General features: G+C 74.3%; 23 protein-coding genes. 13 read left to right on the top strand and 10 right to left on the bottom strand.

The annotated features are described in order from the left end of the window. Window positions 1-48: 48 nt before the first annotated feature. From Q0858_RS02810 to Q0858_RS02820, 3 genes are all read right to left on the bottom strand, one after another. Window positions 49-999 carry a YhjD/YihY/BrkB family envelope integrity protein gene (locus Q0858_RS02810; protein WP_299050874.1) on the bottom strand — a complete coding sequence of 317 codons (951 nt, stop codon included), beginning with the start codon at window positions 997-999 and terminating at the stop codon, window positions 49-51. After that, complete coding sequence (locus tag Q0858_RS02815; RefSeq protein ID WP_299050876.1) at window positions 996-1,967, bottom strand: hypothetical protein; 972 nt, start codon at window positions 1,965-1,967, stop codon at window positions 996-998. The genes Q0858_RS02810 and Q0858_RS02815 overlap by 4 nt, the downstream gene beginning before the upstream one ends. 104 nt (window positions 1,968-2,071) lie before the next feature. Then, window positions 2,072-2,494, bottom strand: a complete 423-nt coding sequence (locus tag Q0858_RS02820; RefSeq protein WP_299050878.1) for a hypothetical protein — start codon at window positions 2,492-2,494, stop codon at window positions 2,072-2,074. 177 nt (window positions 2,495-2,671) lie between these two features. Between Q0858_RS02820 and Q0858_RS02825 the strand changes: the two genes are divergently transcribed. The 10 genes from Q0858_RS02825 to Q0858_RS02870 all read left to right on the top strand — a co-directional run bounded on the left by Q0858_RS02825 (window position 2,672) and on the right by Q0858_RS02870 (window position 15,827). Continuing rightward, complete coding sequence (locus tag Q0858_RS02825; protein ID WP_299050880.1) at window positions 2,672-4,450, top strand: methylmalonyl-CoA mutase family protein; 1,779 nt, start codon at window positions 2,672-2,674, stop codon at window positions 4,448-4,450. Next, a complete protein-coding gene (scpA, locus tag Q0858_RS02830; protein ID WP_299050882.1) occupies window positions 4,447-6,651 on the top strand; it encodes a methylmalonyl-CoA mutase in 2,205 nt (734 codons plus the stop codon). Before Q0858_RS02825 ends, scpA begins: the two co-directional genes overlap by 4 nt. A gap of 4 nt (window positions 6,652-6,655) precedes the next feature. Beyond that, on the top strand, window positions 6,656-7,642 hold the full coding sequence (meaB, locus tag Q0858_RS02835) for a methylmalonyl Co-A mutase-associated GTPase MeaB (protein ID WP_299050884.1): 987 nt from the start codon (window positions 6,656-6,658) through the stop codon (window positions 7,640-7,642). 221 nt (window positions 7,643-7,863) lie between these two features. Beyond that, window positions 7,864-9,087 (top strand): amidohydrolase, encoded by a 1,224-nt coding sequence (locus Q0858_RS02840; protein WP_299050886.1) that lies wholly within the window; start codon window positions 7,864-7,866, stop codon window positions 9,085-9,087. Window positions 9,088-9,146: 59 nt separating this feature from the next. Then, window positions 9,147-10,196: a BMP family ABC transporter substrate-binding protein gene (locus Q0858_RS02845; RefSeq protein WP_299050887.1), complete on the top strand. Its 1,050-nt coding sequence runs from the start codon at window positions 9,147-9,149 to the stop codon at window positions 10,194-10,196. Between the two features lie 128 nt (window positions 10,197-10,324). Continuing rightward, complete coding sequence (locus tag Q0858_RS02850) at window positions 10,325-11,893, top strand: ABC transporter ATP-binding protein (protein ID WP_299050890.1); 1,569 nt, start codon at window positions 10,325-10,327, stop codon at window positions 11,891-11,893. Next, window positions 11,890-13,017: an ABC transporter permease gene (locus Q0858_RS02855; RefSeq protein WP_299050891.1), complete on the top strand. Its 1,128-nt coding sequence runs from the start codon at window positions 11,890-11,892 to the stop codon at window positions 13,015-13,017. The genes Q0858_RS02850 and Q0858_RS02855 overlap by 4 nt, the downstream gene beginning before the upstream one ends. Then, window positions 13,014-14,285, top strand: coding sequence for an ABC transporter permease (locus Q0858_RS02860; protein ID WP_299050894.1), 1,272 nt, complete (start codon window positions 13,014-13,016; stop codon window positions 14,283-14,285). The genes Q0858_RS02855 and Q0858_RS02860 overlap by 4 nt, the downstream gene beginning before the upstream one ends. Then, window positions 14,282-14,683 carry a cytidine deaminase gene (locus tag Q0858_RS02865; RefSeq protein WP_299050896.1) on the top strand — a complete coding sequence of 134 codons (402 nt, stop codon included), beginning with the start codon at window positions 14,282-14,284 and terminating at the stop codon, window positions 14,681-14,683. Before Q0858_RS02860 ends, Q0858_RS02865 begins: the two co-directional genes overlap by 4 nt. Next, window positions 14,655-15,827 carry a cytochrome P450 gene (locus tag Q0858_RS02870; protein WP_299050897.1) on the top strand — a complete coding sequence of 391 codons (1,173 nt, stop codon included), beginning with the start codon at window positions 14,655-14,657 and terminating at the stop codon, window positions 15,825-15,827. Before Q0858_RS02865 ends, Q0858_RS02870 begins: the two co-directional genes overlap by 29 nt. Window positions 15,828-15,858: 31 nt before the next feature. On the opposite strand, the gene Q0858_RS02875 is transcribed toward Q0858_RS02870, so the two are convergent. Both Q0858_RS02875 and Q0858_RS02880 read right to left on the bottom strand, forming a co-directional pair. Then, window positions 15,859-17,214, bottom strand: coding sequence for an MFS transporter (locus Q0858_RS02875; protein WP_299050900.1), 1,356 nt, complete (start codon window positions 17,212-17,214; stop codon window positions 15,859-15,861). 63 nt (window positions 17,215-17,277) lie between these two features. Next, a complete protein-coding gene (locus tag Q0858_RS02880) occupies window positions 17,278-17,664 on the bottom strand; it encodes a DUF4406 domain-containing protein (RefSeq protein WP_299050901.1) in 387 nt (128 codons plus the stop codon). Between the two features lie 70 nt (window positions 17,665-17,734). Between Q0858_RS02880 and Q0858_RS02885 the strand changes: the two genes are divergently transcribed. Together Q0858_RS02885 and Q0858_RS02890 are read left to right on the top strand one after the other, a co-directional pair. Beyond that, window positions 17,735-18,493 carry a DeoR/GlpR family DNA-binding transcription regulator gene (locus Q0858_RS02885; protein WP_299050903.1) on the top strand — a complete coding sequence of 253 codons (759 nt, stop codon included), beginning with the start codon at window positions 17,735-17,737 and terminating at the stop codon, window positions 18,491-18,493. 56 nt (window positions 18,494-18,549) lie between these two features. Next, window positions 18,550-19,839 carry a thymidine phosphorylase gene (locus Q0858_RS02890; RefSeq protein WP_299050905.1) on the top strand — a complete coding sequence of 430 codons (1,290 nt, stop codon included), beginning with the start codon at window positions 18,550-18,552 and terminating at the stop codon, window positions 19,837-19,839. A 36-nt stretch (window positions 19,840-19,875) separates the two neighbouring features. On the opposite strand, the gene Q0858_RS02895 is transcribed toward Q0858_RS02890, so the two are convergent. From Q0858_RS02895 to Q0858_RS02915, 5 genes are read right to left on the bottom strand one after another with little or no spacing between them, the layout of a single operon-like run. Beyond that, entirely contained in the window at window positions 19,876-20,331 is a 456-nt protein-coding gene (locus Q0858_RS02895; protein WP_299050908.1) for a MaoC family dehydratase, read from the bottom strand. Between the two features lie 41 nt (window positions 20,332-20,372). Then, window positions 20,373-20,735: a hypothetical protein gene (locus Q0858_RS02900; protein WP_299050911.1), complete on the bottom strand. Its 363-nt coding sequence runs from the start codon at window positions 20,733-20,735 to the stop codon at window positions 20,373-20,375. Window positions 20,736-20,755: 20 nt separating this feature from the next. Then, on the bottom strand, window positions 20,756-21,574 hold the full coding sequence (locus Q0858_RS02905) for a hypothetical protein (RefSeq protein ID WP_299050913.1): 819 nt from the start codon (window positions 21,572-21,574) through the stop codon (window positions 20,756-20,758). After that, window positions 21,571-22,425, bottom strand: a complete 855-nt coding sequence (locus tag Q0858_RS02910) for a CoA ester lyase (RefSeq protein ID WP_299050915.1) — start codon at window positions 22,423-22,425, stop codon at window positions 21,571-21,573. The genes Q0858_RS02905 and Q0858_RS02910 overlap by 4 nt, the downstream gene beginning before the upstream one ends. Then, a complete protein-coding gene (locus Q0858_RS02915; RefSeq protein WP_299050918.1) occupies window positions 22,422-23,612 on the bottom strand; it encodes an acyl-CoA dehydrogenase family protein in 1,191 nt (396 codons plus the stop codon). Before Q0858_RS02915 ends, Q0858_RS02910 begins: the two co-directional genes overlap by 4 nt. A 72-nt stretch (window positions 23,613-23,684) precedes the next feature. Here Q0858_RS02915 and Q0858_RS02920 point away from each other — a divergent pair, with 72 nt between their 5' ends. After that, window positions 23,685-24,770: an adenosine deaminase gene (locus tag Q0858_RS02920; protein WP_299050920.1), complete on the top strand. Its 1,086-nt coding sequence runs from the start codon at window positions 23,685-23,687 to the stop codon at window positions 24,768-24,770. Window positions 24,771-25,512: the final 742 nt, after the last annotated feature.

Raw genomic sequence — 25,512 nt, forward strand, 5'->3', positions numbered from 1 at the left:
CCGGGGTGCGACGAATGCGCGACCCGGGGGTGAACCCTCGGCTGGCGCTCAGGGCCGGTCGTCGGGGTCGGGGAGTCCGCGGCTCCCGACGGGCGCGGCGAGGGTGCCGGGCGGCGGGACGACGCGGATGGGGTCCTCGACGACGCCGGAGGCGAACGCGCTGACCACGGCCACGGCGACGATCGCGGCGGCGTGGATGAGCAGCCAGGCGATGATCGCGAACGCCACCCCGATGACGCCGTACCGGTCGGCGTTGCGCTCCAGCAGGACGGGCATGGCCGTGCCGGCGACCCAGCCGGTGGCGACCTGCAGGATCCCCGCGAACACGGCCCCGCGGCGCAGCACGCCCCAGGGCACCGCGCGCTGCAGCAGGACCCACAGCGTCAGCCACCAGAACGCCGTGTAGACGAGCAGCTGGGCGGCCACCGTCGCGGCGACCGCCCCGAGCAGCGCGTCCAGGCCGCGACCCGCCAACCATCCGGGCAGCCAGGTCGACGTCCCGAGCATCGCGACGATGATGACGAGCCCGGCCGTGCCCGACAGCGCCGCGGTGAAGCCGAGGGTGGGGCGGCGCCAGGCGTGCTCGAAGGTACGGCGCAGCGAGCGGTTGAAGGCCGTGAACGAGACCACCAGCAGCACCCCGCTGACCAGCCCGACCCCGGTCGTCGTGCCGTCGGGCTGCGGCTGGGCGAAGAGCGCCTGGATCGTCGCGGCCACGTCGGCGTCGACGTCGTACCGGTCGATGAGGAGGTCGGAGAACTGCGCGCTCTCGCCCCGGGTCCAGACCGAGGCGAGGACCGAGACCAGCACGATCGTGAAGGGGACGACGGCGAAGAACGCCTGCCCGGCGAGCAGGAACACCCGGTCGCGGGTCTCGACGCTGATCAGGACGAACAGCAGGCGGGTGGCAGGGCCCCCGTCGGCCACCCGGGCGTCGAGGCGGGCCCGGCGCGCGGCCTTGCGGGCGTCGCGGGAGGGTTTCCGCGCCCCCTCGCTCACCCGCCCAGGTCGGCGAGCCGCACCGGCACCACCGAGGTGAGCGGGACCGCCAGGTCGATCGCGTCGTCGTCGTTGACGCCGAGGTCGGCGGAGGCGAGGACGAGCCCGTCGCAACCGGGGCTGAGGTGGACGACGTCGCCGAGGTCGGTGCGCAGGGCGACGTAGCCGGCGCCCTCGCCGGCGGTCAGGTCGCAGGCGCCGGCCTTCGGCTCCGGAGCCTCGTCCCAGGCGCTCGTCAGGTCGTCGAGCGCGGCGCCCTCGAGGGCCTCCGGGGACGCGTCGGGGGAGGAGCAGAGGGCCGCCTCGGTGATCTGCTCGCGTCCGGGGACGACGGGCGCGGTGGCGGCGGGGGCCTCGCAGGTCAGCTCGGCCTCGGTCGCGGCGGCGGGGGGCTCGTAGGTGCCCTGCTGCCGCTGACCGTCCAGGGCCTCGAGGAACGTGGAGACCAGCCCGACCCCGGAGACGGTCCTCGTGCCGGACAGGATCCCGGCGCAGACGCCGGTGCGGACGTCGACCTGGCGGCCGTCGGTGGTCTCCATGACGAGGACCGTGGTCGGCGCGCCGCCGCCGGCCGCGGCGCAGAGGTCGGTGTCGGCGGCGGGCAGGTCCTCGATCGCCCGGGCGAACGCGCCGACGCCCTCGACGAGCGCATCGGCGGGCACCTCGGACGCGTCCTCACCGCAGAGCCGGACGGCGACTACGCGATCCAGGGGCGGCAGCTCGAGGCCCGCCTGTGCCGGGTTCGGGAGCGGGTCGGGGCACGCGGCGGCGGCGTACGGCGCGTCGACCTGCTCCGCGGCGTCGGCGGACTCGCCGTCCCCGGTGCTCCCGTCGGTGCTCTCGCCGGAGGTCGGGGCGGGGGCGTCGTCCCCGCCGGAGGCCAGGACGCTGATGCCGGCCGCGATCGCGCCGACGACCAGCACCACCGCCAGCAGCGCGGCGATCGTCTTCGTGCGGGCCTGGGTCATCGGGTCCCTCTCGGCTGGGTGTCACGCGGAAGCGTCCATCGTGCCCCAGTGGGACGCACGAGGCCGCCGTCCGGTTGCGTCGGGCGTGCCGGGCCCACCCGTCGTCACCGCTGCGGGGCGGCTTCCCTGCCGAGCGTGGTCGGCGGCAGGTCGCCGCGCTCGATGCGCTCCGCGACGTCCTGGATCCGGCCGCCGGAGGCCTTCCAGTCGCCGACCTCCTCCTCCCAGACCGCGGTGAAGCCGCGCCGGGCCTCGATCACCCAGTGGTGGCCGAGCAGGACTCGGCCGAGGACGGCGAACGGCAGCACGAGCAGCAGGAGGAGCAGCTCGAGCAGCGCGACGAAGGCGATGAAGAGGAACGGGAGGATCAGGATGAGGAAGAACAGCCCGACGATCATGCTGATCGGGTCGTCGCCGAGGCCCGAGGGCATGTCGGGGCCGGTGTCGAAGTCCCGCACCCGTCGCCGCCACGGCACCCACCGCCGCGTCACGCGCCACGTCCGCCCCTGGGGGTCCTGCACCTTCATGGCCGACAGGGTGCCTCAGGAGGCGGCGGGCGAAACCCGACGCCGCACGAGGTCGCGGCTCGCTCACGGGGTCTCGTGGCTCCTCGCCGGGGCTCGGAGCACCTCGACCTCCGGCTGTGGGTGCCGGAAACCTCACACTCGGTGGCCGACGTCACTCCCGGTGCCTAGGGTGCCCTCATGACCGACGAGGGCGCTGTGGGCAGCGCCGACGGCGAGGTGGAAGGGGGTCTCGACGACCCCGGGAGCCTGCAGCCCGAGCAGGGTGGGCTCGCGCTCGCCGACCCCGAGCACGACGACCACGCGCGCGCCGACTGGGAGGCCGCGGCGGCGGCCGTCCTGCGCAAGGCCAGGCGGCTGCGCGACGACGACCCGGACGACGCGGCCTGGGGGAAGCTCACGCGCCGCACCCTCGACGGCATCGACGTCCGCCCCCTCGGGACGCCCGAGCAGGCCGAGGACGTCGTCACCGCCGGGCGGCCCACCCGGGCCGGGGACTGGGACATCCGCTCCTTCACCGACCGCGCCGCGCTGGCTCAGGACCCGAAGGCCGCGCACGCGCACCTCCTGACCGACCTCGCCGGCGGGGTCGGGAGCCTCTGGCTGCAGGCCGGGCCCGACACCGACTGGACGACGCTGCTGGAGGAGGTCCTGCTCGACCTCGCGCCCGTCGTCCTCGAGCCCGCGCCCGGCGAGGCCCTCGCCACCGCCCGCGCCTTCCTCGAGGCCGTCGGCGACGCCGACCTCGCCGCCGGGACCCAGCTCGGCGCCGGCCCGGACGACGACGACCTCGCCGAGGTCGCGGCCCTCGCCGCCGAGCGCGGCGTGCTCGGTGTCGTCGTGGACGGCGCGACCGTCCACGACCGCGGCGCCTCCGACGCCCAGGAGCTCGGCTGGGTCCTCGCGGCCGGCGTCCGCGCCCTGCGCACCCTCGAGGCCGCCGGCACCGAGCCCCAGCAGGCGGCTGCACTCGTCGAGCTGCGGCTCGCCGTCACCGACGAGCAGCTGACCTCGATCGCCAAGCTCCGCGCCGCGCGACGCGCCTGGACCCGCGTCCTCGGGGCCAGCGGCGTCACCGACGCACCCGTGCGGGTCCACGCCGTGACGAGCCGCCCGATGATGAGCCGCTACGACCCCCACGTGAACATGCTGCGCACCACCGTCGCCGCGTTCGCCGCGGGCGTCGGCGGCGCCGAGGCGGTCACCGTGCTGCCCTTCGACGCCCCGCTCGGCCGCCCCGAGGCGTTCGGGCGCCGCATCGCCCGCAACACCAGCGCCCTGCTCATCTCCGAGAGCCACGTCGCGAAGGTCGTCGACCCCGCCGGTGGCTCGTACGCCGTCGAGCGCCTCACCGACGACCTCGCCGTCGCCGCCTGGGCCGAGCTGGGCCGGATCGAGGCCGAGGACCACGCCGCCGACGCGTTCGAGGCCCGGGTCGCCGAGGTCGTCGCCGAGCGGGACCGCCAGGTCGCGACCCGCAAGCGACCCCTCACCGGGCTGTCGGAGTTCCCGTCCCTGTCGCTCGAGCAGCCCGAGCGGACGCCCTACGACGCCTGGGACGGTGTCCGCCCCTGGGGCGCGGCGTACGAGGCGATGCGTGACGACCCGCCGACCGCGCACGTCTTCCTCGCCACCCTGGGCCCGATCGCGGCCCACACCGCGCGGGCGACCTTCGCGACCAACCTGCTCGCCGCGGGCGGCGTCGACGTCGACGTCGCCGGGCCCACCGAGGGCCCCGACGACCTCGTGTCGGCGTACGACGGCCAGCCCGTCGTCTGCCTCGCCGGGTCCGACGGCACGTACGACGAGTGGGGCGAGCAGGCCGCCGCCGCGCTGCGCGGGGCCGGGGCGTCGTACGTCGTGGTCGCGGGCAAGCCACGCGAGTGGGCCGACGACGACGCCGCGATGGGTGTGGACGCCGTGGACTTCCTGGGCCGAGTGAGGGAGAAGCTGTCGTGAGCGTGCCGAAGAGCTTCGCCGACGTCCCGCTGGCGGGGGAGGGTCCCGACGACGCGGGCTCGCAGGGCTCGCTTGCTGCTCGACCACCTGGTGGCGCCGGTGCCGAGCCCTGGACCAGCCCGGAGGGCATCGACATCGCGCCCCGCTACGACGCGGGCGACCTCGACGGCCTCGACGCGCTGGCGACGTACCCCGGGCTGAGCCCGTTCCTGCGCGGGCCCTACCCGACGATGTACACGACCCAGCCCTGGACGATCCGCCAGTACGCCGGGTTCTCCACCGCCGAGGCGTCCAACGCGTTCTACCGGCGCAACCTGGCCGCGGGCCAGAAGGGCCTGTCCGTCGCGTTCGACCTCGCCACCCACCGCGGCTACGACTCCGACCACGAGCGCGTGCGCGGCGACGTCGGCATGGCGGGCGTGGCGATCGACTCGATCTACGACACCCGCACCCTCTTCGACGGCATCCCGCTCGACGAGATGAGCGTGTCGATGACCATGAACGGCGCCGTGCTGCCCGTCATGGCGCTGTACGTCGTCGCGGCCGAGGAGCAGGGGGTGAGCCCGGACCGCCTCGCGGGGACCATCCAGAACGACATCCTCAAGGAGTTCATGGTCCGCAACACCTACATCTACCCGCCCGCGCCGAGCATGCGGATCATCTCCGACATCTTCCGCTACACCGCGGAGAAGATGCCGCGGTTCAACTCCATCTCGATCTCCGGCTACCACATCCAGGAGGCCGGGGCCACGGCCGACCTGGAGCTCGCCTACACGCTCGCGGACGGCGTCGAGTACCTCCGTGCCGGCCTCGACGCGGGCCTCGACGTCGACGCGTTCGCACCCCGGCTGTCGTTCTTCTGGGCCATCGGGATGAACGTGTTCATGGAGATCGCGAAGCTGCGTGCCGCGCGGGCGCTGTGGGCGCGGCTGGTGCGGCAGTTCGAGCCGACCAACCCGAAGTCGCTGTCGCTGCGGACCCACTCCCAGACCTCCGGCTGGAGCCTCACCGCCCAGGACGTCTACAACAACGTGGGCCGCACCTGCCTGGAGGCCATGGCCGCCACCCAAGGCCACACCCAGAGCCTGCACACGAACGCCCTGGACGAGGCCATCGCGCTGCCCACCGACTTCTCCGCGCGCATCGCCCGGAACACGCAGCTGCTGCTGCAGCAGGAGTCCGGCACCACCGGCGTCATCGACCCCTGGGCGGGCTCGTACTACGTCGAGCGACTGACCCACGACCTCGCCGAGCGTGCCTGGGCCCACATCACCGAGGCCGAGAAGGCCGGCGGCATGGCCGCCGCGATCGAGCAGGGCATCCCCAAGATGCGCATCGAGGAGGCCGCCGCCCGCACCCAGGCGCGGCTCGACTCCGGCACCCAGGCGCTCATCGGGGTGAACACCTACCGGCTCGAGAAGGAGGACGACCTCGACGTCCTCCGCGTCGACAACGACGACGTGCTGCGCCAGCAGCTCGCCAAGCTCGAGCGGCTGCGGGACGAGCGTGACGAGGACGACGTACGGCGGGCCTGCGAGCGCCTGACGAACGCCGCGGCGTCCGAGACCGACCGCACCAGCCTCGACGGCAACCTCCTCGCGCTCGCCATCGACGCCGCCCGCGCGAAGGCGACGGTGGGGGAGATCTCCGAGGCGCTGGAAAAGGAGTGGGGCCGCCACCGCGCGACCATCCGTACGATCTCGGGCGTGTACCGCGAGGAGGCCACCGGCGGCGGCGACCGCGACGGCTCCGTCGCGAAGGTCCTCGCCGCGACCGAGGCGTTCGAGGCGGCCGAGGGACGCCGTCCGCGCATCCTGGTCGCGAAGATGGGCCAGGACGGCCACGACCGCGGCCAGAAGGTCGTCGTCACCGCCTTCGCCGACCTCGGCTTCGACGTCGACGTGGGGCCGCTGTTCTCCACCCCGGAGGAGGTGGCCCGGCAGGCCGTCGACGCCGACGTCCACATCGTCGGTGTCTCCTCCCTCGCCGCGGGCCACCTGGCGCTCGTGCCCGCGCTGAAGCAGGCGCTGGCCGACGAGGGCCGGGGCGACGTCATGGTCGTCGTCGGCGGCGTCATCCCGCCCGAGGACGTGCCGCGCCTGGAGGAGATGGGCGCCGCCGCGGTCTTCGGACCGGGCACGGTGATCGCCACCTCGGCGCTGGAGCTGCTGGAGAAGCTGAGCGCCGAGCTGGGGCACTGAGCGGGTGCCCCCTGCCCCCGTCCTCGACCTCGACGAGCTGGCCGACGGCGTCCGCGCCGGACGGCGTGCCTCGCTGTCGCGCGCGATCACGCTGGTCGAGTCCTCCCGCGCCGACCACCGGGTCGCCGCCCGCGACCTGCTGACCCGGCTCACCCCGGACGCCGGGGGAGCGGTCCGGGTGGGCATCTCCGGGGTGCCCGGGGTCGGGAAGTCGACCTTCATCGAGGCCCTCGGCTCCGACCTCACCGCGGCCGGCTCGAAGGTCGGCGTCCTCGCGGTCGACCCCTCGTCGGTGCGGACCGGCGGCTCGGTCCTGGGTGACAAGACCCGCATGGGGCGGCTCGCGAACGACCCCGCGGCGTACATCCGGCCCTCGCCGACCGCCGGCACCCTCGGCGGCGTCGCCCGGACCACCACCCAGGCGATGCTCGTCCTCGAGGCCGCCGGGTACGACGTCGTCCTCGTCGAGACCGTCGGCGTCGGGCAGTCCGAGATCACCGTCGCCCGGATGGTCGACACGTTCTGCTTCCTCACCCTGGCCCGCACCGGCGACCAGCTGCAGGGCATCAAGAAGGGCATCCTCGAGATCGCCGACGTCGTCGCGGTCAACAAGGCCGACGGCGCCGGCGAGGCCGACGCCCGTGTGGCCGCCCGGGACCTGTCCGGGGCGCTGCGGATGGTGCGCGGCAAGGGGGAGTGGGCGCCGCCCGTGGTGACCTGCTCGGCGCTCGAGGACCGGGACGTCGACGAGGTGTGGGCGAAGGTGATCGCCCACCGCGACCACCTCGGCGAGGAGGGCCTGCGCGAGAAGCGGGCCGCCCAGCAGCTTGAGTTCACCTGGGCCCTCGTCCGCGACGAGCTCGACGCGCGCCTCAAGGCCTCGCCGGGGGTCGCCGCCGTCCGCGACGAGGTCCGCGCCGCCGTCCTCGCCTCCGAGATCGCCGCCCCCGAGGCCGCCGACCGCCTCCTCGCGGCGTACGACGGGGGCTGAGACCTCGAGGCCCCCGGTGGGGCTGGAGGGGTCGGTGTGGTTGGTGTGGTTGCGGGCGTCTGCCGGTTTCCCAGGGTGCCCTGTGACCTCCGCGCCTACCCTGCGAAATGTCGCGAGGTAGGTGCCGACATCACAGGGCACCCTGGGAAGCCGGCACAGGGGCGCCCACCCACCCCGGGCGGCCCGAGGACGAGAAGCGCCGGACGGTAACCTGCACGGTCGTGCCCACCGACCTGCGACTGCCGCCCGAGGAGGAGCTCGTCGCGTTCCGGCGCGACCTGCACGCACACCCGGAGCTGGCCTGGCAGGAGCGGCGGACGACGGAGCGGATCGCGGCCCGGCTGGAGGCCGCCGGGATCGCCGTACGGCGGACGGAGCCGACGGGCCTGATCGCCGAGGTCGGCGGGGGACCGGGCGGCGTGGGTCCGGTCGTGGTGCTCCGCGCCGACATCGACGCCCTGCCGCTGGAGGACCGCGGCGGTGACCCGTGGGCCAGCACCGTGCCCGGCGTCGCCCACGCCTGCGGCCACGACGTCCACACCACCGCGCTGCTCGGCGCGGCGCTCGCGCTGGCGGAGCTCGACGCCCGCGAGCCGCTGCCCGGCCGCGTCCGGCTGCTGTTCCAGCCCGCCGAGGAGGTCATGCCCGGCGGCGCGCTGCGGCTGATGGAGCAGGGCGCGCTCGAGGGGGTCGTCAGGGCCTACGCCCTGCACTGCGACCCCACCGTCGACGTCGGTCAGGTCGGCCTGCGGGTCGGCCCGCTGACCGGCGCCGCCGACGCCCTCGAGGTGCGGCTGCGCGGCCACGGCGGCCACACGTCACGGCCCCACCTGACCCAGGACCTCACCTTCGCCCTCGGGCACCTCGTCACCGGGCTGCCCGGCGCCCTGTCGCGCCGGCTCGACCCCCGCGCCGGCGCCACCCTGGTGTGGGGCCTCGTGCAGGCCGGCGCCACCCACAACGTCATCCCCACCGAGGGCCGCGCCGCCGGCACGATCCGGATCCTCGACGCCGGCGCCTGGGCCGAGGCCGAGCGCCTCGTGCGCGAGCTCGTGCCCGCCGTCGTCGCGCCGTACGGCGTCGAGGCCGAGGTGCTCTACACCCGCGGGGTGCCGCCGGTGGTCAACCACCCGGAGGCCGTCGGCGTCCTCGCGGACGCCGTCCGTGACCAGCTCGGCCCCGACGGCGTCGTCACGACGCTGCAGAGCCTCGGCGGCGAGGACTTCGGCTGGTACCTCGACCGGGTCCCCGGCGCGATGGCCCGCCTCGGCACCCGGACCCCCGACGGCCGGACCTACGACCTCCACCAGGGCGACCTGCGCATCGACGAGCGCGCCATCGGCATCGGCGCGCGGCTGCTCGCGGACACGGCCGTGCAGACACTCGCTATCGAGTCGGTAACGAAGGCGCCTCCGAGCACCGGAGCACCCCTGTCGAGGCCCTAGTGTCTGCCTCGGTTCGTGCCCGACCAGGGGCGCGTCAGGGCACACACTAGGAGGGCGTCTTGAGGCGCACCACGAAGCTTGCGGCAGTGCTCAGCACCGCCGTCCTCGCACTGTCCGCCTGTGGCGGCGGCGACTCCGAGAGCGACTCGGGCGGCGACTCGGGCGGCGGCGACGCCGGTTCCGACATCAAGGTCGGCGTCGCGTACGACGTCGGCGGTCGCGGCGACCAGTCGTTCAACGACTCGGCGGCCGCGGGTCTCGACCAGGCGTCCGACGAGCTCGGCCTCGACTTCCAGGAGTCCGAGGCCTCCGACGGCGAGTCCGAGGCGGACCGCGAGGAGCGCCTGCGCACCTTCGCCGAGGCCGGCTACACCCACATCATCGGTGTCGGGTTCGCGTACAGCCCCTCCATCGCCGCCGTGGCGCCGGAGTACCCCGAGGTCAGCTTCGCGATCATCGACGACGAGGCCGCGGTCGGCGACAACATCGCCAACCTGGTCTTCGCCGAGGAGCAGGGCTCCTTCCTCGTCGGCGCGGCCGCCGCGCTGAAGAGCGAGTCCGGCCAGATCGGCTTCGTCGGCGGCGTCGAGACCCCGCTGATCCAGAAGTTCCAGGCGGGCTACGAGGCGGGCGCCGAGGCCGTCAACGAGGACATCCAGGTCGACGTCACCTACCTGACCCAGCCGCCGGACTTCTCCGGCTTCGCCGACCCGGCCCGCGGTGAGACCGCCGCGACCGGCATGTACGACGACGGCGCCGACGTGGTCTACCACGCCGCCGGCGGCTCCGGCGGTGGCGTCTTCGAGGCCGCCTCGCAGGCCGACGCCCTCGCGATCGGCGTCGACTCCGACCAGTACGAGACCGCCGACCCGGCCGTGCAGGACGTCATCCTCACCTCGATGCTCAAGAACGTGAACGTCGCGGTCTACGAGTGGCTGACCGCCGCCGCCGAGGGCGACACCCCGACGGGCACCACCCGCTACGACCTCGCCGCCGACGGCGTGGGCTACTCCACCAGCGGTGGACAGGTCGACGATATCGAGGACCAGCTCGAGGACTTCAAGCAGCAGATCGTCGACGGGGAGATCGAGGTCCCGACCACCCCGTAGCGCCACCCGCACCACCGCGGAGGACTCCGCAGGGCCCGCCGGGCAGTGCACGCGCACTGCCCGGCGGGCTCGGTCCACGCCCAGCACCCGCAGCACCAGCAGTCACCAGCGCCAGGAGGTCCCGGCCCGTGCCCGAGAAGGCCAAGAAGCCCGAGCAGCCGGGAGCCGAGCCCGTGGGGGACCTCGCGGTCCGCCTCCGTGGCATCGGCAAGCGGTTCCCCGGCGTCATCGCCAACGACGACATCAACATCGACGTCCGTCGCGGGACGATCCACGCGATCGTCGGCGAGAACGGCGCCGGCAAGTCGACGCTGATGAAGATCCTGTACGGCGTCCAGCCGCCCGACTCCGGGACGATCGAGATCGGCGGGAAGCAGGTCTCCCTGTCCTCGCCGGCCGAGGCGATCGCGCAGGGCGTCGGCATGGTCTTCCAGCACTTCATGCTGGCCGACAACCTCACCGTCGCCGAGAACGTCGTCCTCGGCGCCGAGAAGCTGCACGGCATCGGCGCCGGCGCGCGCGCCGAGATCACCCGGATCTCCGACTCCTACGGGCTGGGGGTCGACCCCGACGCGATGGTCGAGGACCTCGGCGTCGGCGCCCGCCAGCGCGTGGAGATCCTCAAGGTCCTCTACCGCGGCGCGCGGGTGATCATCCTCGACGAGCCCACCGCAGTCCTCGTCCCGCAGGAGGTCGACGAGCTGTTCGGCAACCTGCGCGAGCTCAAGGCCGAGGGACTCGCCGTCCTCTTCATCTCCCACAAGCTCGACGAGGTCCTCTCCGTCGCCGACGACATCACCGTCGTCCGCCGCGGCACCACGGTCGCGACCGTCGACCCGTCCGGCACGACGGCCCGCCAGCTCGCCGAGCTGATGGTCGGCTCGGAGCTGCCGCAGCCCACCCGGGAGGCCTCCACGGTCACCGAGGAGGTGCTGCTCGACGTCCGCGGCCTGACGCTGCCGACCCCCACCGGCCGCCCCCTGCTGGACGACGTCACCTTCCGCATCCACCGCGGCGAGGTCCTGGGCATCGCCGGCGTCGAGGGCAACGGCCAGGCCGAGCTCGTCGAGGCGATCATGGGCATGCGGCCCGGGTCCACCGGCTCGATCACCGTCGGCGGGCGCGACCTCTCGGGCACCTCCACCCGCGAGCGGCGCGAGTCGGGGATCGGCTACATCCCCGAGGACCGGCACCGCCACGGGCTGCTGCTCGACGCGCCCCTGTGGGAGAACCGCGTGCTGGGCCACCAGACCCGGCGCCCCAGCGTGCGGCGCGGCCTGGTCGACCGGAGGGCCGCCACCGCCGACACCCAGCGGATCATCAACACCTACGACGTCCGCACGCCCGGCCCGAACGTCCCCGCGCGGGCGCTGTCCGGCGGCAACCAGCAGAAGCTGATCGTCGGTCGCGAGATGAGCGGCGAGCCGACCCTGCTGATCGCCGCCCACCCCACCCGCGGCGTGGACGTCGGCGCCCAGGCCGCGATCTGGGACCAGATCCGGATCGCCCGCCGCGAGGGCCTCGCCGTCCTGCTGATCTCCGCCGACCTCGACGAGCTGATCGGCCTGTCCGACCGCATCGAGGTCGTCCTCCGCGGCCGCCTGGTCGGGGAGTTCGACCCCACGACCGTCACCCCCGCCCAGCTCGGCTCGGCGATGACCGGTGCCGGCGACGAGCCCGCCCAGGAGAGCGCATGACCTCCCTCGACCCGCGGATCGTGCGGCTGCTGCTCGCCGTCGGGGCCCCCGTGCTCGCCCTGGGCGCGGCGTTCGCGATCACCAGCCTCGTGCTGCTCGTCGCCGGCGACCCGGTCGGGGAGGTGTGGTCGACGATCCTGTCCCCGCCGGAGACCCGGAACGTCGTCAACATCATCAACGCCGCCACGGTGCTCTACCTGTCCGGTGTCGCCGTCGCGATCGGGTTCCGGATGAACCTGTTCAACATCGGCGTCGACGGGCAGTACCGCGTGGCCGCCTTCGCGGCCGCCGCGGTCGCCGGGGAGGCCTGGCTCCCGGGCGTGCTCAACATGGTGCTCGCCGTCCTCGTCGCGATGCTCGCGGGCGCGATCTGGGCCGGCATCGCCGGCCTGCTGCGCGCCACCCGCGGCGTCTCCGAGGTCATCAGCACGATCATGCTGAACTTCATCGCCACCTCGGTGGTCGCGTTCATGCTGCGCCAGCTCGCCGTGCGCGAGGAGGGCAGCAACATCGTGTCCACCCGGCCGATCCCCGAGGGCAGCCGCCTGCCCGGGATCCCGTTCGGCGACCTGCCCAACCTCGAGATCTACGGCTTCGTCGTGGTCGCGGTCGCCGTCGGGTTCGGCTACTGGTTCGTGCTCAACAAGACCCGCTTCGGCTTCGACCTCCGCGCCACCGGCCGTTCGGCGCCCGCCGCGACGGCCAGCGGCATCAGCGTGAGGAGGATGACGATCGCGACGATGCTGCTGTCCGGCGCGATCGCCGGCCTGGTCGGCATGCCGCTGCTGCTGGGCAGCTCGTACGCCTACGGCTCGACCTTCCAGTCCGGCCTCGGCTTCGCCGGCATCGCCATCGCGCTGCTCGGCCGCAACCACCCGGTCGGGATCGCGCTCGGCGCGCTGCTGTTCGCGTTCCTCGACGAGCAGTCGAACCCGCTGCAGATCCTGGTGGGCGTCTCGCCCGACATCGTCGCCATCACCCAGGGGGTCGTCGTCCTCACCGTCGTCATCTCCTACGAGGTCGTCCGTCGGTTCGGCTCCCGCCTCGAGCAGCGTCGCGTCGCCGCGGCGCTGGCCACCGAGCGGGCGAGCGGCACCGACGACAAGCAGGAGGCCCGCGCATGAGCACCACCACGAAGGCCGGCCCGACCCCCGCGGGCGGCCGGGCGGCCAAGCCCGCCCGCCGACGCCTGCGGCCGTCGTACCTGCTGCTCGGCTTCGCGGGCCTGGTCCTGCTGCTGTCGCTGCTCGAGCTCGCCACCGGCGCGACCGACCTGACCTCGGCGGGCACCGTCGGGGCGACGTTCATCGCCGTCACGCCGATCATGCTGGCCGGCCTGGGCGGGCTGTGGGCCGAGCGTGCGGGCATCGTCAACATCGGGCTCGAGGGGATGATGATCCTCGGGACGTACGGCGCCGGCTACTTCGCCTACCACTACGGCGCGTGGGCCGGCATCCTCGGCGCGCTGCTCCTCGGCATGATCGGCGGGCTCATCCACGCCACCGCCACCGTGATCTTCGGCGTCGACCACATCATCTCCGGCGTCGCGATCAACATCATCGCGCTCGGCGCCGTGCAGTACCTCGCCTCGCTGACCTTCGAGGGCCTCGAGGGCGGCGGCTCGACCCAGTCGCCTCCGCTCCCGGACCTGCCGTCGATCACGATCGGCCCGCTCTCCGACCTCCTCGGCTCCGTCGTCGACACCGACTGGTTCTTCGTCTCCCAGGTCGCCGGCATCCTCCAGGCGCTCGTGACGAACCTGTCGGTCTACGTGCTGCTGGCGCTGCTGCTGCTCATCGTGTCGTCGTACGTGTTGTTCCGGACGCCGTTCGGCCTGCGGCTGCGCTCCTGCGGTGAGAGCCCCTCGGCGGCGGAGTCGCTCGGTGTCGCGGTGCTGCGCTACAAGTTCGTGGCCGTCCTGATCTCCGGCGGCATGGCCGGGCTCGCGGGCGGATTCCTCGCCCTCGTCGCGTCGAGCACGTACCGCGACGGGCAGACCGGCGGGCGCGGCTACATCGGCCTCGCCGCGATGATCTTCGGCAACTGGCGGCCCGGCGGCCTGCTGATGGGCTCCGGCCTGTTCGGCTACACCGAGACGCTCGGCCTGCGGCAGGGCGGCACGTCGGTGCACGCGCTGCTGCTCCTGCTCGCCGTCCTCGCCGTGTGCGCCGCCGTCTGGCAGTTCCGCCGCGGGCAGTCCACCGCCGGCGCGGGCATCCTCGTGGGCGGCCTGCTGGTCGGGGCGCTGTACTTCTCGATCGACGAGGTGCCCGGCGACTTCACGTCGATGACGCCGTACGTGATCACCCTGCTGGTGCTCGCCTTCGCGGCCCAACGCCTCCGGGCCCCGGCCGCGGTCGGGCAGACCTACCGGAAGGGGTCGGCCGGATGACCTCCACCGGGGACACGTTCGACTGGGACGCCCTCAAGGCCGCGGCCGAGGAGGCCGCGACCCACGCCTACGCGCCGTACAGCAACTACCACGTGGGCGCCGCGGCGCTCGTCGACGACGGCCGCGTCGTGTCGGGCTGCAACGTCGAGAACGCGGCGTACGGCGTCGCGCTGTGCGCCGAGTGCGGCCTTGTGTCGACGCTGCACCGCGAGGGCGGCGGGCGGCTCACGCACTTCGTGTGCGTCAACGGCGACGGGGACGTGATCATGCCGTGCGGGCGCTGCCGCCAGCTGCTGTGGGAGAACGGCGGCCCGTCGCTGCTGGTCTGGACCGTGTCGGGTGTCAAGCCGATGACCGAGGTGCTGCCCGATGCGTTCGGCGCCGACGACCTCCGCTGACCTCTCCGACCCCGCCTTCGTCGCCGACCCCTACCCGCTGCTCGACGAGCTGCGGGCGGCCGGGCCGGTGGTGCGGCAGGGCTCGGGCCGGTGGTTGGTGCTGGACCACGCCGGGGTGTCGCGGCTGCTGCGGGAGCGAGCGCTCGGCCGGATCTGGCGCGACAAGGAGCCGGCGGCGGCGCTGGAGCCGTTCAACCTGCTGCACCGCCACCAGATGATGGAGAGCGAGCCGCCGGTCCACACCCGGCTGCGCCGGCCTGTGGCGGCGGCGTTCAACCGTGGTCACGTGGAGCGGCTGCGACCGCGGGTCCGGGCGCTCGCGGCGGACCTGCTCGCCGAGGTGGACGCCGGGGCGGGCTTCGACGTGGTCGGGGCGTACGCCGAGCCGCTGCCCGTCCTGGTGATCGCCGAGCTGCTCGGCGTGCCCGCGTCGTACGCGCCGTTCCTGCGCGACTCCTCGCAGGCGATCGTGCGGATGTACGAGCACGCGCCGGCGGAGGAGACCGTGGAGGCCGCGGTCGCGGCGGCCCGGGACTTCGCCGCGCTGGTCGCCGAGCTGGCGGCCGAGCGTCGTCGTACGTCGCCCGAGGCGCGGCCCGCGGACCTGCTGTCGGACCTGGTCGCGACCGAGCTGTCCGACCTCGAGGTGGTCGCGTCCGCCGTCCTGCTGCTCAACGCGGGCCACGAGGCGTCGGTCAACGTGTTCGGCAACGGCCTGGTCGGCCTGCTCCGCGCCGGGCTGCGGCCCGCCGACGACGTGGCGCTGACCGTCGAGGAGATGCTGCGCTTCGACTCGGCGCTGCAGCTGTTCGAGCGGACCGCCACCGCCCCGGTCGACCTCGGCGACGGCCTCGTCGCCGAGCCGGGGGACACCGTGGCCCTGCTGCTCGGCGCCGCGAACCGGGACCCCGCGGTCTTCGAGGCCCCCGCCGTCCTCGACCCCGCGCGCTCGCCGAACCCGCACGTCGCCTTCGGCGCCGGCGTCCACTTCTGCCTCGGCGCCCCGCTGGCCCGGATGGAGCTCGTCGAGTCCCTGACGCTGCTGTTCGACCGCCACCCCGACCTGACGCTCGCCGACGAGCCGACCCCGCGCGGGACCTTCGTCCTGCGCGGGTTCCACTCCGTGCCGGTCCGCGCGGGCTGAGGGTCGGCTCAGTCGCGGGTCAGGCAGCGGGTCAGGCCCTCAGCGCCGTCCGGCCGCTGACGGCGACGCCGGCGAGGGCCATGACGAGCAGCAGGACGAACAGCGCGGCGAGGCCGCCGGAGACGCCGGCGAGGACGGCGACGAGCCCGCCGCCGACGCCGATGACGACGGCCTGGGAGAGCTGGTCGCCGAGCTGGGCGGCCGAGGAGTGGAAGCCGGTGTCCTCGGGCGCGGAGTGCGCGAGCAGCAGGTACGACAGCGACGAGAAGCCGAGGCCCATCCCGGTGCCGGCCAGCGCCCACAGCGGCACGGCGAGCCACGGCACGCCCCACGCGGGGGCGACGAGCAGCAGGCCGGCGATCGCCGTGCCGACGCACACGAAGCCGGCGCGCAGCAGGGCCGGGCGGGACAGCTCGGGACGGCGGCCCTGCCACGCCGAGGACGCCGACCAGCCCAGCGAGCCCACGATCAGCGGGATCCCCGCCGCGGTCAGGGACCACCCGTGGACCTCGGTCAGCAGCAGCGGCATGAACGCCGTCGCGGTGAAGAACGCGCCCGACAGCAGCCCCCGCCCGGCGACGACCGCGGCCACGCCCGGGCGGGCCACGAGCGTGCCCGCGGGGACGAGCAGGCGGACGGCGGGGACCAGGACGGCGAGGGCGACGAGCCCGACGGCCACCCCGACGTACGTCGTGTGGTCGGCCACCCAGCTGATCGCGGCGACGGCGACGGCCGCGGCGAGGGCGCCGGGGAGCAGTCCGCGGCGCCCGGGACGCGGGTTCGCCGGCGCGCCCTGACGGACGGCGGTGCGGGCGATGAGCGCGACGGCGAGGACCACGAGGGGCAGCAGCCCGCCGAACACCCACCGCCACGACGCCTGCTCGGCGAGCAGCCCCGCGACGGGCGGCCCGACCAGCGACGGCACCACCCAGGCCGAGGAGATGAGCGCGAAGACCGCCGGACGGGCCCCCACGGAGTAGACGAGCGCGATGAGCACGTAGACCGCGACGCCCTGCGCGCCCGCCCCGGCGCCCTGCAGGACCCGGCCCACGAGCAGCACCGGCAGGGTGGGTGCGGTCGCGGCGACGAGCAGGCCGGCACCGAACAGGACCGGGGCGCCGAGCAGGACCAGCTTCGGACCGTGGACGTCGCACCACCGGCCCGCGGCCACGGTGCCGACCACGGTGGCGGCGCCGAAGGCGACGAAGGGCCACGAGTAGTCGGACACGTCGCCGAGGTCGGCGACGAGGGCGGGCATCGCCGTCCCCACGCCCATGGCCTCGAAGGCCACGAGGCTGATGAGCAGGACGAGGCCGACCGTCACCCCTCGTCGGTCCGGTCCGAACAGCTCCTCGCGCACCGACGGCGCGGTCCCCGAGGTCGTCATCGCGCGTTCACCGCCCCAGCCTGCAACCTCGACCGCGGTGGAGGTCAACCGGGTTCCGGTGTCTCAGGCCCCGAGCGGGACCTCCTCGCACCCCGGGACGTCGGCGAGCCGGAACCAGACGGGGATGCCCCGCTCCCGGGCGATCGCGACGTCCTGGTCGGCGCCACGGGAGGCGCCGGGGAGCCGGAGCACGCCGTCGCAGTGCTGGAGGAGACGCTGGGCGGTCGGGTACATGACCTGCTCCGCGAGGGGGTCGGTCACCCCGGTGGCGCCGGCGCTGGTCAGGACGGGCAGGGCCACCCACTCGCCGATCATCGGGAGGTGGCCGGCGGCGAAGAGCGGCCACGCGGCGGACTCGAGCGCGGCCAGGTTGGCGGCCATGAGGGCAGGGTCGTCGTCGGTGCCCGAGCGGTAGGGGCCGGCGATCAGGATCATCAGCGGTGTCGTCATGTCCGGGACGCTAACGGGCACGTTCGTGCAGAAGCAAGGTATTTCGTGCAGAACCCGGTAGGCTCGCGCCATGCTGGCGGCGCAACGCAAGGAGCACATCCTCTCGACCCTCCGGGACGACGGGAGGGTGGTCGCGAAGGACCTCGCCGTCGCACTCGACCTGTCGGAGGACACGATCCGGCGCGACCTGCGCGAGCTCGCTGCGGAGGGCTTGCTCCACCGGGTGCACGGCGGTGCGCTCCCGGTGTCCCCGGCGATCGCCGACTTCGCCACGCGCACGTCCATCGGCACGGGGGCCAAGGTCGAGGTCGCCCGGACGGCGTGCGGCCTCGTCCGGTCGGGTCAGACGATCGCCCTCGACGGTGGTACGACGGCCCGCGAGCTCGCCCGCCGACTCCCGGCCGACCTGCGGGCCACCGTGGTCACCCACAGCCCGACCGTCGCCGTGGAGCTCGCGGAGCACCCCACCGTCGAGGTGATCATCGTCGGGGGGCGGCTCTTCAAGCACTCCGTGGTCGCCGCGGGCGCCGTGGCCCACGAGGCCATCGGCCGGGTCAGCGTCGACCTCTTCTTCCTCGGGGTCACCGGCATCCACCCCACGGCCGGGCTCACCACCGGTGACGCCGACGAGGCGGCGATCAAGCGCGCCTGGTCGGTACGGGCCGCGGAGACCTACGTGCTCGGCAGCGGCGAGAAGATCGGCGCCGCGTCGCCCTTCGAGGTGGTCCCGCTCGACTCCGTCACCGCGGTCCTGACCGACTCCGGGGCGCCCCCGCGCGGCGTCGCCGAGCTCCGCGCGGCCGGGGTCCGCGTCCTCGGGGACGCCTGAGCCGCCGTGCGGAGGCCGCTGCCCGAGCCGGCGGCCAGGGCGATACGTTCGCCCGCATGGTGGAGGCACACGACGCGGTCGAGGTCATCGCAGCGAAGCGGGACGGCGGTCGGCTCAGCGACAGCCAGGTCGACTGGGTCGTCGACGCCTACACCCGCGGGGTGGTGGCCGACGAGCAGATGTCGGCGCTGGCGATGGCGATCCTGCTGAACGGCATGGAGCGCGACGAGATCGCCCGGTGGACCGCCGCGATGATCGCCTCGGGGGAGCGGATGGACTTCTCCTCGCTGTCCCGCCCCACCGCCGACAAGCACTCCACGGGCGGTGTCGGCGACAAGATCACGCTGCCGCTCGCGCCCCTCGTCGCGGCCTGCGGGGTCGCCGTGCCCCAGCTGTCGGGGCGCGGCCTCGGCCACACCGGCGGCACCCTCGACAAGCTCGAGTCGATCCCCGGCTGGCGGGCGGCGCTGAGCAACGACGAGATGCTGCGTCAGCTCGAGGACGTCGGCGCCGTCATCTGCGCGGCCGGGTCCGGGCTCGCCCCAGCCGACAAGAAGTTGTACGCCCTGCGCGACGTCACCGGCACCGTCGAGGCGATCCCGCTCATCGCCTCCTCGATCATGTCCAAGAAGATCGCCGAGGGCACGGGCGCGCTCGTGCTCGACGTGAAGGTCGGCTCGGGTGCCTTCATGAAGGACGAGCCCTCCGCCCGCGAGCTCGCCGAGACGATGGTCGCGCTCGGCACCGACGCCGGGGTCCGCACCGTCGCGCTGCTCACCGACATGTCGACCCCGCTCGGGTTCACGGCCGGGAACGCGCTCGAGGTCCGCGAGTCCGTCGAGGTCCTCGCCGGCGGCGGTCCCGCCGACGTCGTCGAGCTCACCCTCGCGCTGGCCCGGGAGATGCTCACGGCGGCCGGCCACGGCGACGTCGACCCCGCCGAGAAGCTGGCCGACGGCTCCGCGATGGACGCCTGGCGCCGCATGGTCGCGGCCCAGGACGGCGACCCGGACGCCCCGCTGCCCATGGCCCGCGAGACCCACGTCGTCACCGCACCGTCCTCGGGGACGCTGACCCGCCTCGACGCGATGGCCGTCGGCCTCGCCGCCTGGCGCCTCGGTGCGGGCCGCGCCACCCAGGGCGAGCCCGTGCAGGCCGGCGCCGGCGTCGAGCTGCACGCCAAGCCGGGAGACACCGTCACCGGGGGCCAGCCCCTGCTGACGCTGCACACCGACACCCCCGAGCGGTTCGAGCGGGCCCTGGCCGCGCTCGCGGGCGGGTACGACGTCGCCGGCGACGCCTCGTCGTACGCCGCGACGCCGGTCGTCATCGACCGGGTGGGCTGAGCCTGCCGGCTCAGCTCAACAGGTCAGCCCGGCAGCTCAGCCCTGCAGCAGCAGGATCAGGTTCTCCGCGACGCAGGCGGGCTTGTCCTCGCCGTCGATCTCGATGGTGTGCTTCATCGCCACCTGCAGGCCGTGACTGGCCTCGGTGACCTCGCCGATCGCGAGGTGGTCGCGCACGCGGGCGCCGACCTTGACGAACTGCGGGAAGCGCACCTTGTTGAGCCCGTAGTTCAGCTTCGGGCCCGGGAAGTCGAAGGTGACGACCTTCGAGCCGAGGAACGGCAGCAGCGACAGCGTCAGGTAGCCGTGGGCGATCGTCGTCCCGAAGGGGCCCTCGGCGGCGCGCTCGGCGTCGACGTGGATCCACTGGTGGTCCTCGGTGGCGTCGGCGAAGCCGTTGACCCGGTCCTGGGTGATCTCGAACCAGTCCGAGGTCCCGATGTCGGAACCGGCGGCGGCGGAGACCTCGTCGAGGCTGGTGAAGGTGCGCATGGGCGCAACCTATCCCGGGGCCGTGCCGGGCGGGACGGGTCTCAGGCGGTGCAGGTGCTGGAGACGAACTCGCTGTAGGCGGTGAGGAAGTTGAGCTCGTCGTCGGAGAGGTCGCGCTCGTCCGCGCCGTCCTCCCCGGAGGAGGTGAGCAGGTCGACCTGGATCTCGAAGCCCTCCCGGGCCTGCTCGGAGATGCCCTCGGGCGTGCCGACGCGGTCCAGCTGCTCGCCGACCTCGTGGGCGCGCTCGGCGCCCGAGTTCTCCTCGCCGTCGAGCGCGGTCGCCGCGTCGCAGAAGTCCGCCACACCGGCGTCCTGCGGCGCGTTGCTCCCGGTCCCGCACCCCGTCAGCAGGCCGGCGGCGGCGATCAGCGGGGCGAGGACGACGATCAGGGGGCGGCGCACCCCGCGACGGTAGCGCCGGCTCACCCGAGGGTGAACTCGGCCCGGGCCGTCGTCCGGCCGCCCAGGTCGCGGACGGTGGCCGTGGCTCCGGAGCCGTCGCGGTCGGCCCGCGCGACGAGCCCCTGGTGGTCGAACAGCGGCGACACCAGGCGGTAGCGGCACGTCAACCCCGGCTCGGTGGCGACGCCCTCGGCGCGCGCCGCCTCCGCCATCGCGAGGGCCTGCAGGGGCCCGTGCGTGACGAGGCCGGGATAGCCCTCGGTGCGGCGTGCGTGGTCGCGGTCGTAGTGGATCCGGTGGCCGTTGTAGGTCAGCGCCGAGAAGCGGAACAGCAGCGGCGGCGTGATCGCCAGCGGCCGGTCGCCGTCCGCGAGGGGCACGGGGTCGACGGGTTCCGGGTCGGGCGGTGCCTCGGCCGGGTCGACGGACGGCGCGTCGCGGTAGACGAGGTCCTGCCGCTCGCGGACGACGACCCGTCCGTGCTGGACGACCTCGTGGTCGACGGAGACGAACTCCAGGCGCCCGGAGCGGCCGTCCTTGACCACCGGCGCGCGGGCGGCGCTACGACGCGTCGCGGGCTCCCCGAGGCGGAGCGGGCCGAGGCTGGTGACCTCGCCGCCGGCCCACATCCGGCGACGTCCGGCGCCGGGCGGGTCGACGGGGCCGCCGGACGTCGGGTGGCCGTCCGGGCCGAGGTCGGCGGTGCGGGGCCGGTCGAGCAGGTGGAACCAGTGCCACATCAGCGGCAGGACGCCGTCCGCGGGCGCCGGGACGTCGAGCAGCCCGGCCACCGCCAGCGCGACGTCCGGCTGCAGGACCTCGGTGGCCTCGGTCGTCACGACGCGCTCCCGGGGGCCCGGGCGAGGAGCGCGCGGGCCCGCGCCAGCACCGGGGCGTCGACCATGGCGCCGTCGTGGGCGAACGCCTCACCGGCCGGGGCCTGCTCCGCGGCGGCGAGGACGTCGCGCGCCCAGGCGAGCTGGTCGGCGGCGGGCGCGAAGGCGTCGCGCACCACCGCCACCTGGGAGGGGTGCACGCAGAGCTTGCCGCCGAACCCGAAGCGGACCGACCGCCGCGCGTCCTCGGCGGCGAGGTCGAGGTCGCGGACGTCGGCGGTGACCCCGTCGACAGGCGGCGCGATCCCGGCCGCCCGGGACGTGGTGGTGAGCGTCGAGCGGGCGTGGGCGAGGACGTCGGGGTCCTCCTCCGCACCGAGGTCGAGGGCGTAGTCGATCGACCCGAACGCCAGCCGCGTCACGCCCGGCACCCGCGCGAGGTCGAGCGCTTGCACGACCCCCAGGGCGGACTCGACGAGCGGCACCAGGCCCGCCCCCGTTCCCGCGCCGGCCCCCGAGGCGACCAGCAGGCCGGCCAGGCGTCGTACGACGTCGGGGTCCTCGGCCTTCGGCAGCACCAGGCCGCGCAGCCCGGCGGGACGGTCGGGGCCGGCCAGCGCGGCGACGTCCGCGGCGTGCCACGGCGTGGTCGCGGCGTTGACGCGGACCCAGGCCGAGCCGGACCCCGCCAGCCAGGCGGCGACGTCGGCGCGGGCGGCGTTCTTGCTGTCCGGGCCGACGGCGTCCTCGAGGTCGACGACCACCTCGTCGGCGCCGGCGGCGACGGCCTTGTCGAAGCGGTCGGCGCGGCTGCCGGGCACGAACAGCCAGGTCACCGCCGTGGCGCTGCTCATCGGGTGCTCCCCTCGACCGGGTGGCGGGCCACCAGCTGGCGGGCGATGACGTTGCGCTGGATCTCGTTGGTGCCCTCGCCGACGATCATCAGCGGGGCGTCGCGGAAGTAGCGCTCGACGTCGTACTCGGTGGAGTAGCCGTAGCCGCCGTGCACGCGGACGGCGTCCAGCGCGACCTTCATCGCGGTCTCGGAGGCGAACAGCTTGGCCATCCCGGCCTCCAGGTCGGCGCGGGCGCCGGAGTCGTAGGTCCGCGCCGCGTGGAGCGTGAGCTGGCGGGCGGCCTCGAGCTGGGTGGCCATGTCGGCGAGGTGGTTGCCGACCGCCTGGTGCTGCCAGATCGGCTTGCCGAAGCTCTCGCGCTGCTGGGCGTAGGCGAGCGCGTCCTCCAGCGCCGCGCGACCGACGCCGAGGGCGCGGCAGGCGACCTGGATCCGGCCGATCTCGAGCCCACGCATCATCTGCGCGAAGCCGCGGCCCTCCTGCTCACCGAGGACGGCGTCGCCGGGCACCCGGAGCCCGGAGAAGGTCAGCTCGCAGCTCTCGACGCCCTTGTAGCCGAGCTTCGGCAGGTCGCGGGAGACCTCGAAGCCCGGCAGGTCGCCGTCCACGGGCTTCTCGACCATGAGGATGCTGATGCCGCGGTGCGCCGGCTCGGCGTCGGGGTCGGTGCGGCACAGCAGGGCGACGAGGCCGGAGCGGCGGGCGTTGGAGATCCAGGTCTTGGAGCCGTGGACCTCCCAGTCACCGGAGTCACCCTCGGTGCGGCGGGCCGTCGTCCGCAGCGCCTGCAGGTCGGAGCCGCCGCCGGGCTCCGTGAGCGCCATCGTCGCGCGGAGCTCGCCGGTGGCCATGCGCGGCAGCCACCGGTCGCGCTGCTCGGGGGTGCCGTGGTCGACCAGCAGCTTCGCGACCACGGTATGGCCGCCCATGGCGCCGGCGAGGCTCATCCAGCCGCGCGCCAGCTCCTCGGTGACCGCGGCGTAGCAAGGCGTCGAGACGGCGGTCTCGCCCCACGGCTCCGGTACGGCGAGGCCGTACACGCCGAGCTGCTTCATCTGCTCGACGAGCGCCTCGGGGTAGGTGTTCGCGTGCTCCAGCTCCCGGACGACGGGTCGGACCTCCCGGTCGACCCAGTCGGCCACGAGCGCCACGATCTCGCGCTCCTCGTCGGACAGCCCTGTCATGCCGCTCCTTCGCTCGGTGGGTGCGTCGTCGTCCATTCTGTTCCGTCGCCCCGCTCCTGAGAGGATCCGACCATGCTCAGCCGCGACGACGTACGACGTGCCCCGAAGGTGCTGCTCCACGACCACCTGGACGGCGGGCTCCGCCCGTCGACCGTGCTGGAGCTGGCCCGCGAGATCGGCCACGAGTTGCCCGTCGCCGCCGACGCGAGCGCCGAGGACCTGGCGACCTGGTTCGCCGAGGCCTGCGACTCGGGCTCGCTGGAGCGCTACCTGGAGACGTTCGTCCACACCGTCGCGGTGATGCAGACCGAGGACCACCTGCGCCGCGTCGCCCGCGAGTGCGTGGAGGACCTGGTCGCCGACGGCGTCGTGTACGCCGAGGTCCGCTGGGCCCCCGAGCAGCACGTCGAGCAGGGCCTGTCGCTGGACCAGACCGTCGCCGCCGTGCGCGCCGGCTTCGAGGACGGCATGACCGCCGCCCGCGCGGCCGGGACGCCGATCGTCGTCCGCCAGCTCCTCACCGCCATGCGCCACCAGGCGCGCTCGCGGGAGATCGCGGAGCTGGCGATCCAGTGGCGCAACGAGGGCGTCGCCGGCTTCGACATCGCCGGCGCCGAGGCCGGCCACCCGCCGACCCGCCACCTGGACGCGTTCGAGTACCTCCAGCGCGAGAACGCCCACTTCACGATCCACGCCGGCGAGGCGTTCGGCCTGCCGTCGATCTGGGAGGCCATCCAGTGGTGCGGCGCCGACCGCCTCGGCCACGGCGTCCGGATCGTCGACGACATCACCGTCGCCGACGACGGCACGGTCACGCTCGGCCGGCTGGCGTCGTACGTGCGCGACAACCGCGTGCCCCTCGAGATGTGCCCCGCCTCGAACGTGCAGACCGGTGCCGCGGCCTCGATCGCCGAGCACCCCATCGGGCTGCTGCGCGACCTCAGCTTCCGGGTCACCGTCAACACCGACAACCGGCTGATGAGCCGCACCTCGATGACCAGCGAGATGCACGCGCTGGTCGAGGCCTTCGGCTACGGCCCCGCCGACCTGCGCTGGTTCACGATCAACGCCATGAAGTCCGCCTTCTGGCCCTTCGACGAGCGCCTCGCGCTCATCGAGGACGTCATCAAGCCGGGGTACGCCGCGCTCGGCGCCTGAACGGTCGCCTCGGCGTCGGAGGTCGAGGTGTGAGGGCCGCCAGGCCCGAGCCACGAGACCCCGGGCACGTGGTCGGCGGGCGTCATCGCCGGTGGTCGGTTCGTCGGGTTCCTCACCGGGTCTCGTGGCTCCTCGGCGGGGCTCGGAGCACCTCGACCTCCGGTGGGGCTGAGGCGGCGTCGGAGGTCGAGGTGTGAGGGCCGCCAGGCCCGAGCCACGAGACCCCGGGCACGTGGTCGGCGGGCGTCATCACCGGTGGTCGGCTGGTCGGGGCGTCACCGGGTCTCGTGGCTCCTCGCCGGGGTGGGGCTGAGGCGGGTCGGAGGTCGAGGTGTGAGGGCCGCCAGGCCCGAGCCACGAGACCCCGGGCACCTGGCCGGCGTGCGTCACCACGGGTGGTCGGTTCGTCGGGATCCTCACCGGGTCTCGTGGCTCCTCGCGAGAGCTCGGAGCACCTCGACCTCCGGTGGGGCTGAGGCGGCTTCGGAGGTCGAGGTGTGAGGGCCGCCGGGCCCGAGCCACGAGACCCCGGGCACGTGGTCGGCGGGCGTCACCATCGGTGGTCGGTTCGTCGGGACCGTCACCGGGTCTCGTGGCTCCTCGGCGGGGCTCGGAGCACCTCGACCTCCGGTGGGGCTGAGGCGGCGTCGGAGGTCGAGGTGTGAGGGCCGCCAGGCCCGAGCCACGAGACCCCGGGCACGTGGTCTGCGGGCGTCATCACCGGTGGTCGGTTTGCCGGGAT

The organism is uncultured Nocardioides sp., assembly GCF_947489365.1.
Taxonomy (GTDB): domain Bacteria; phylum Actinomycetota; class Actinomycetes; order Propionibacteriales; family Nocardioidaceae; genus Nocardioides.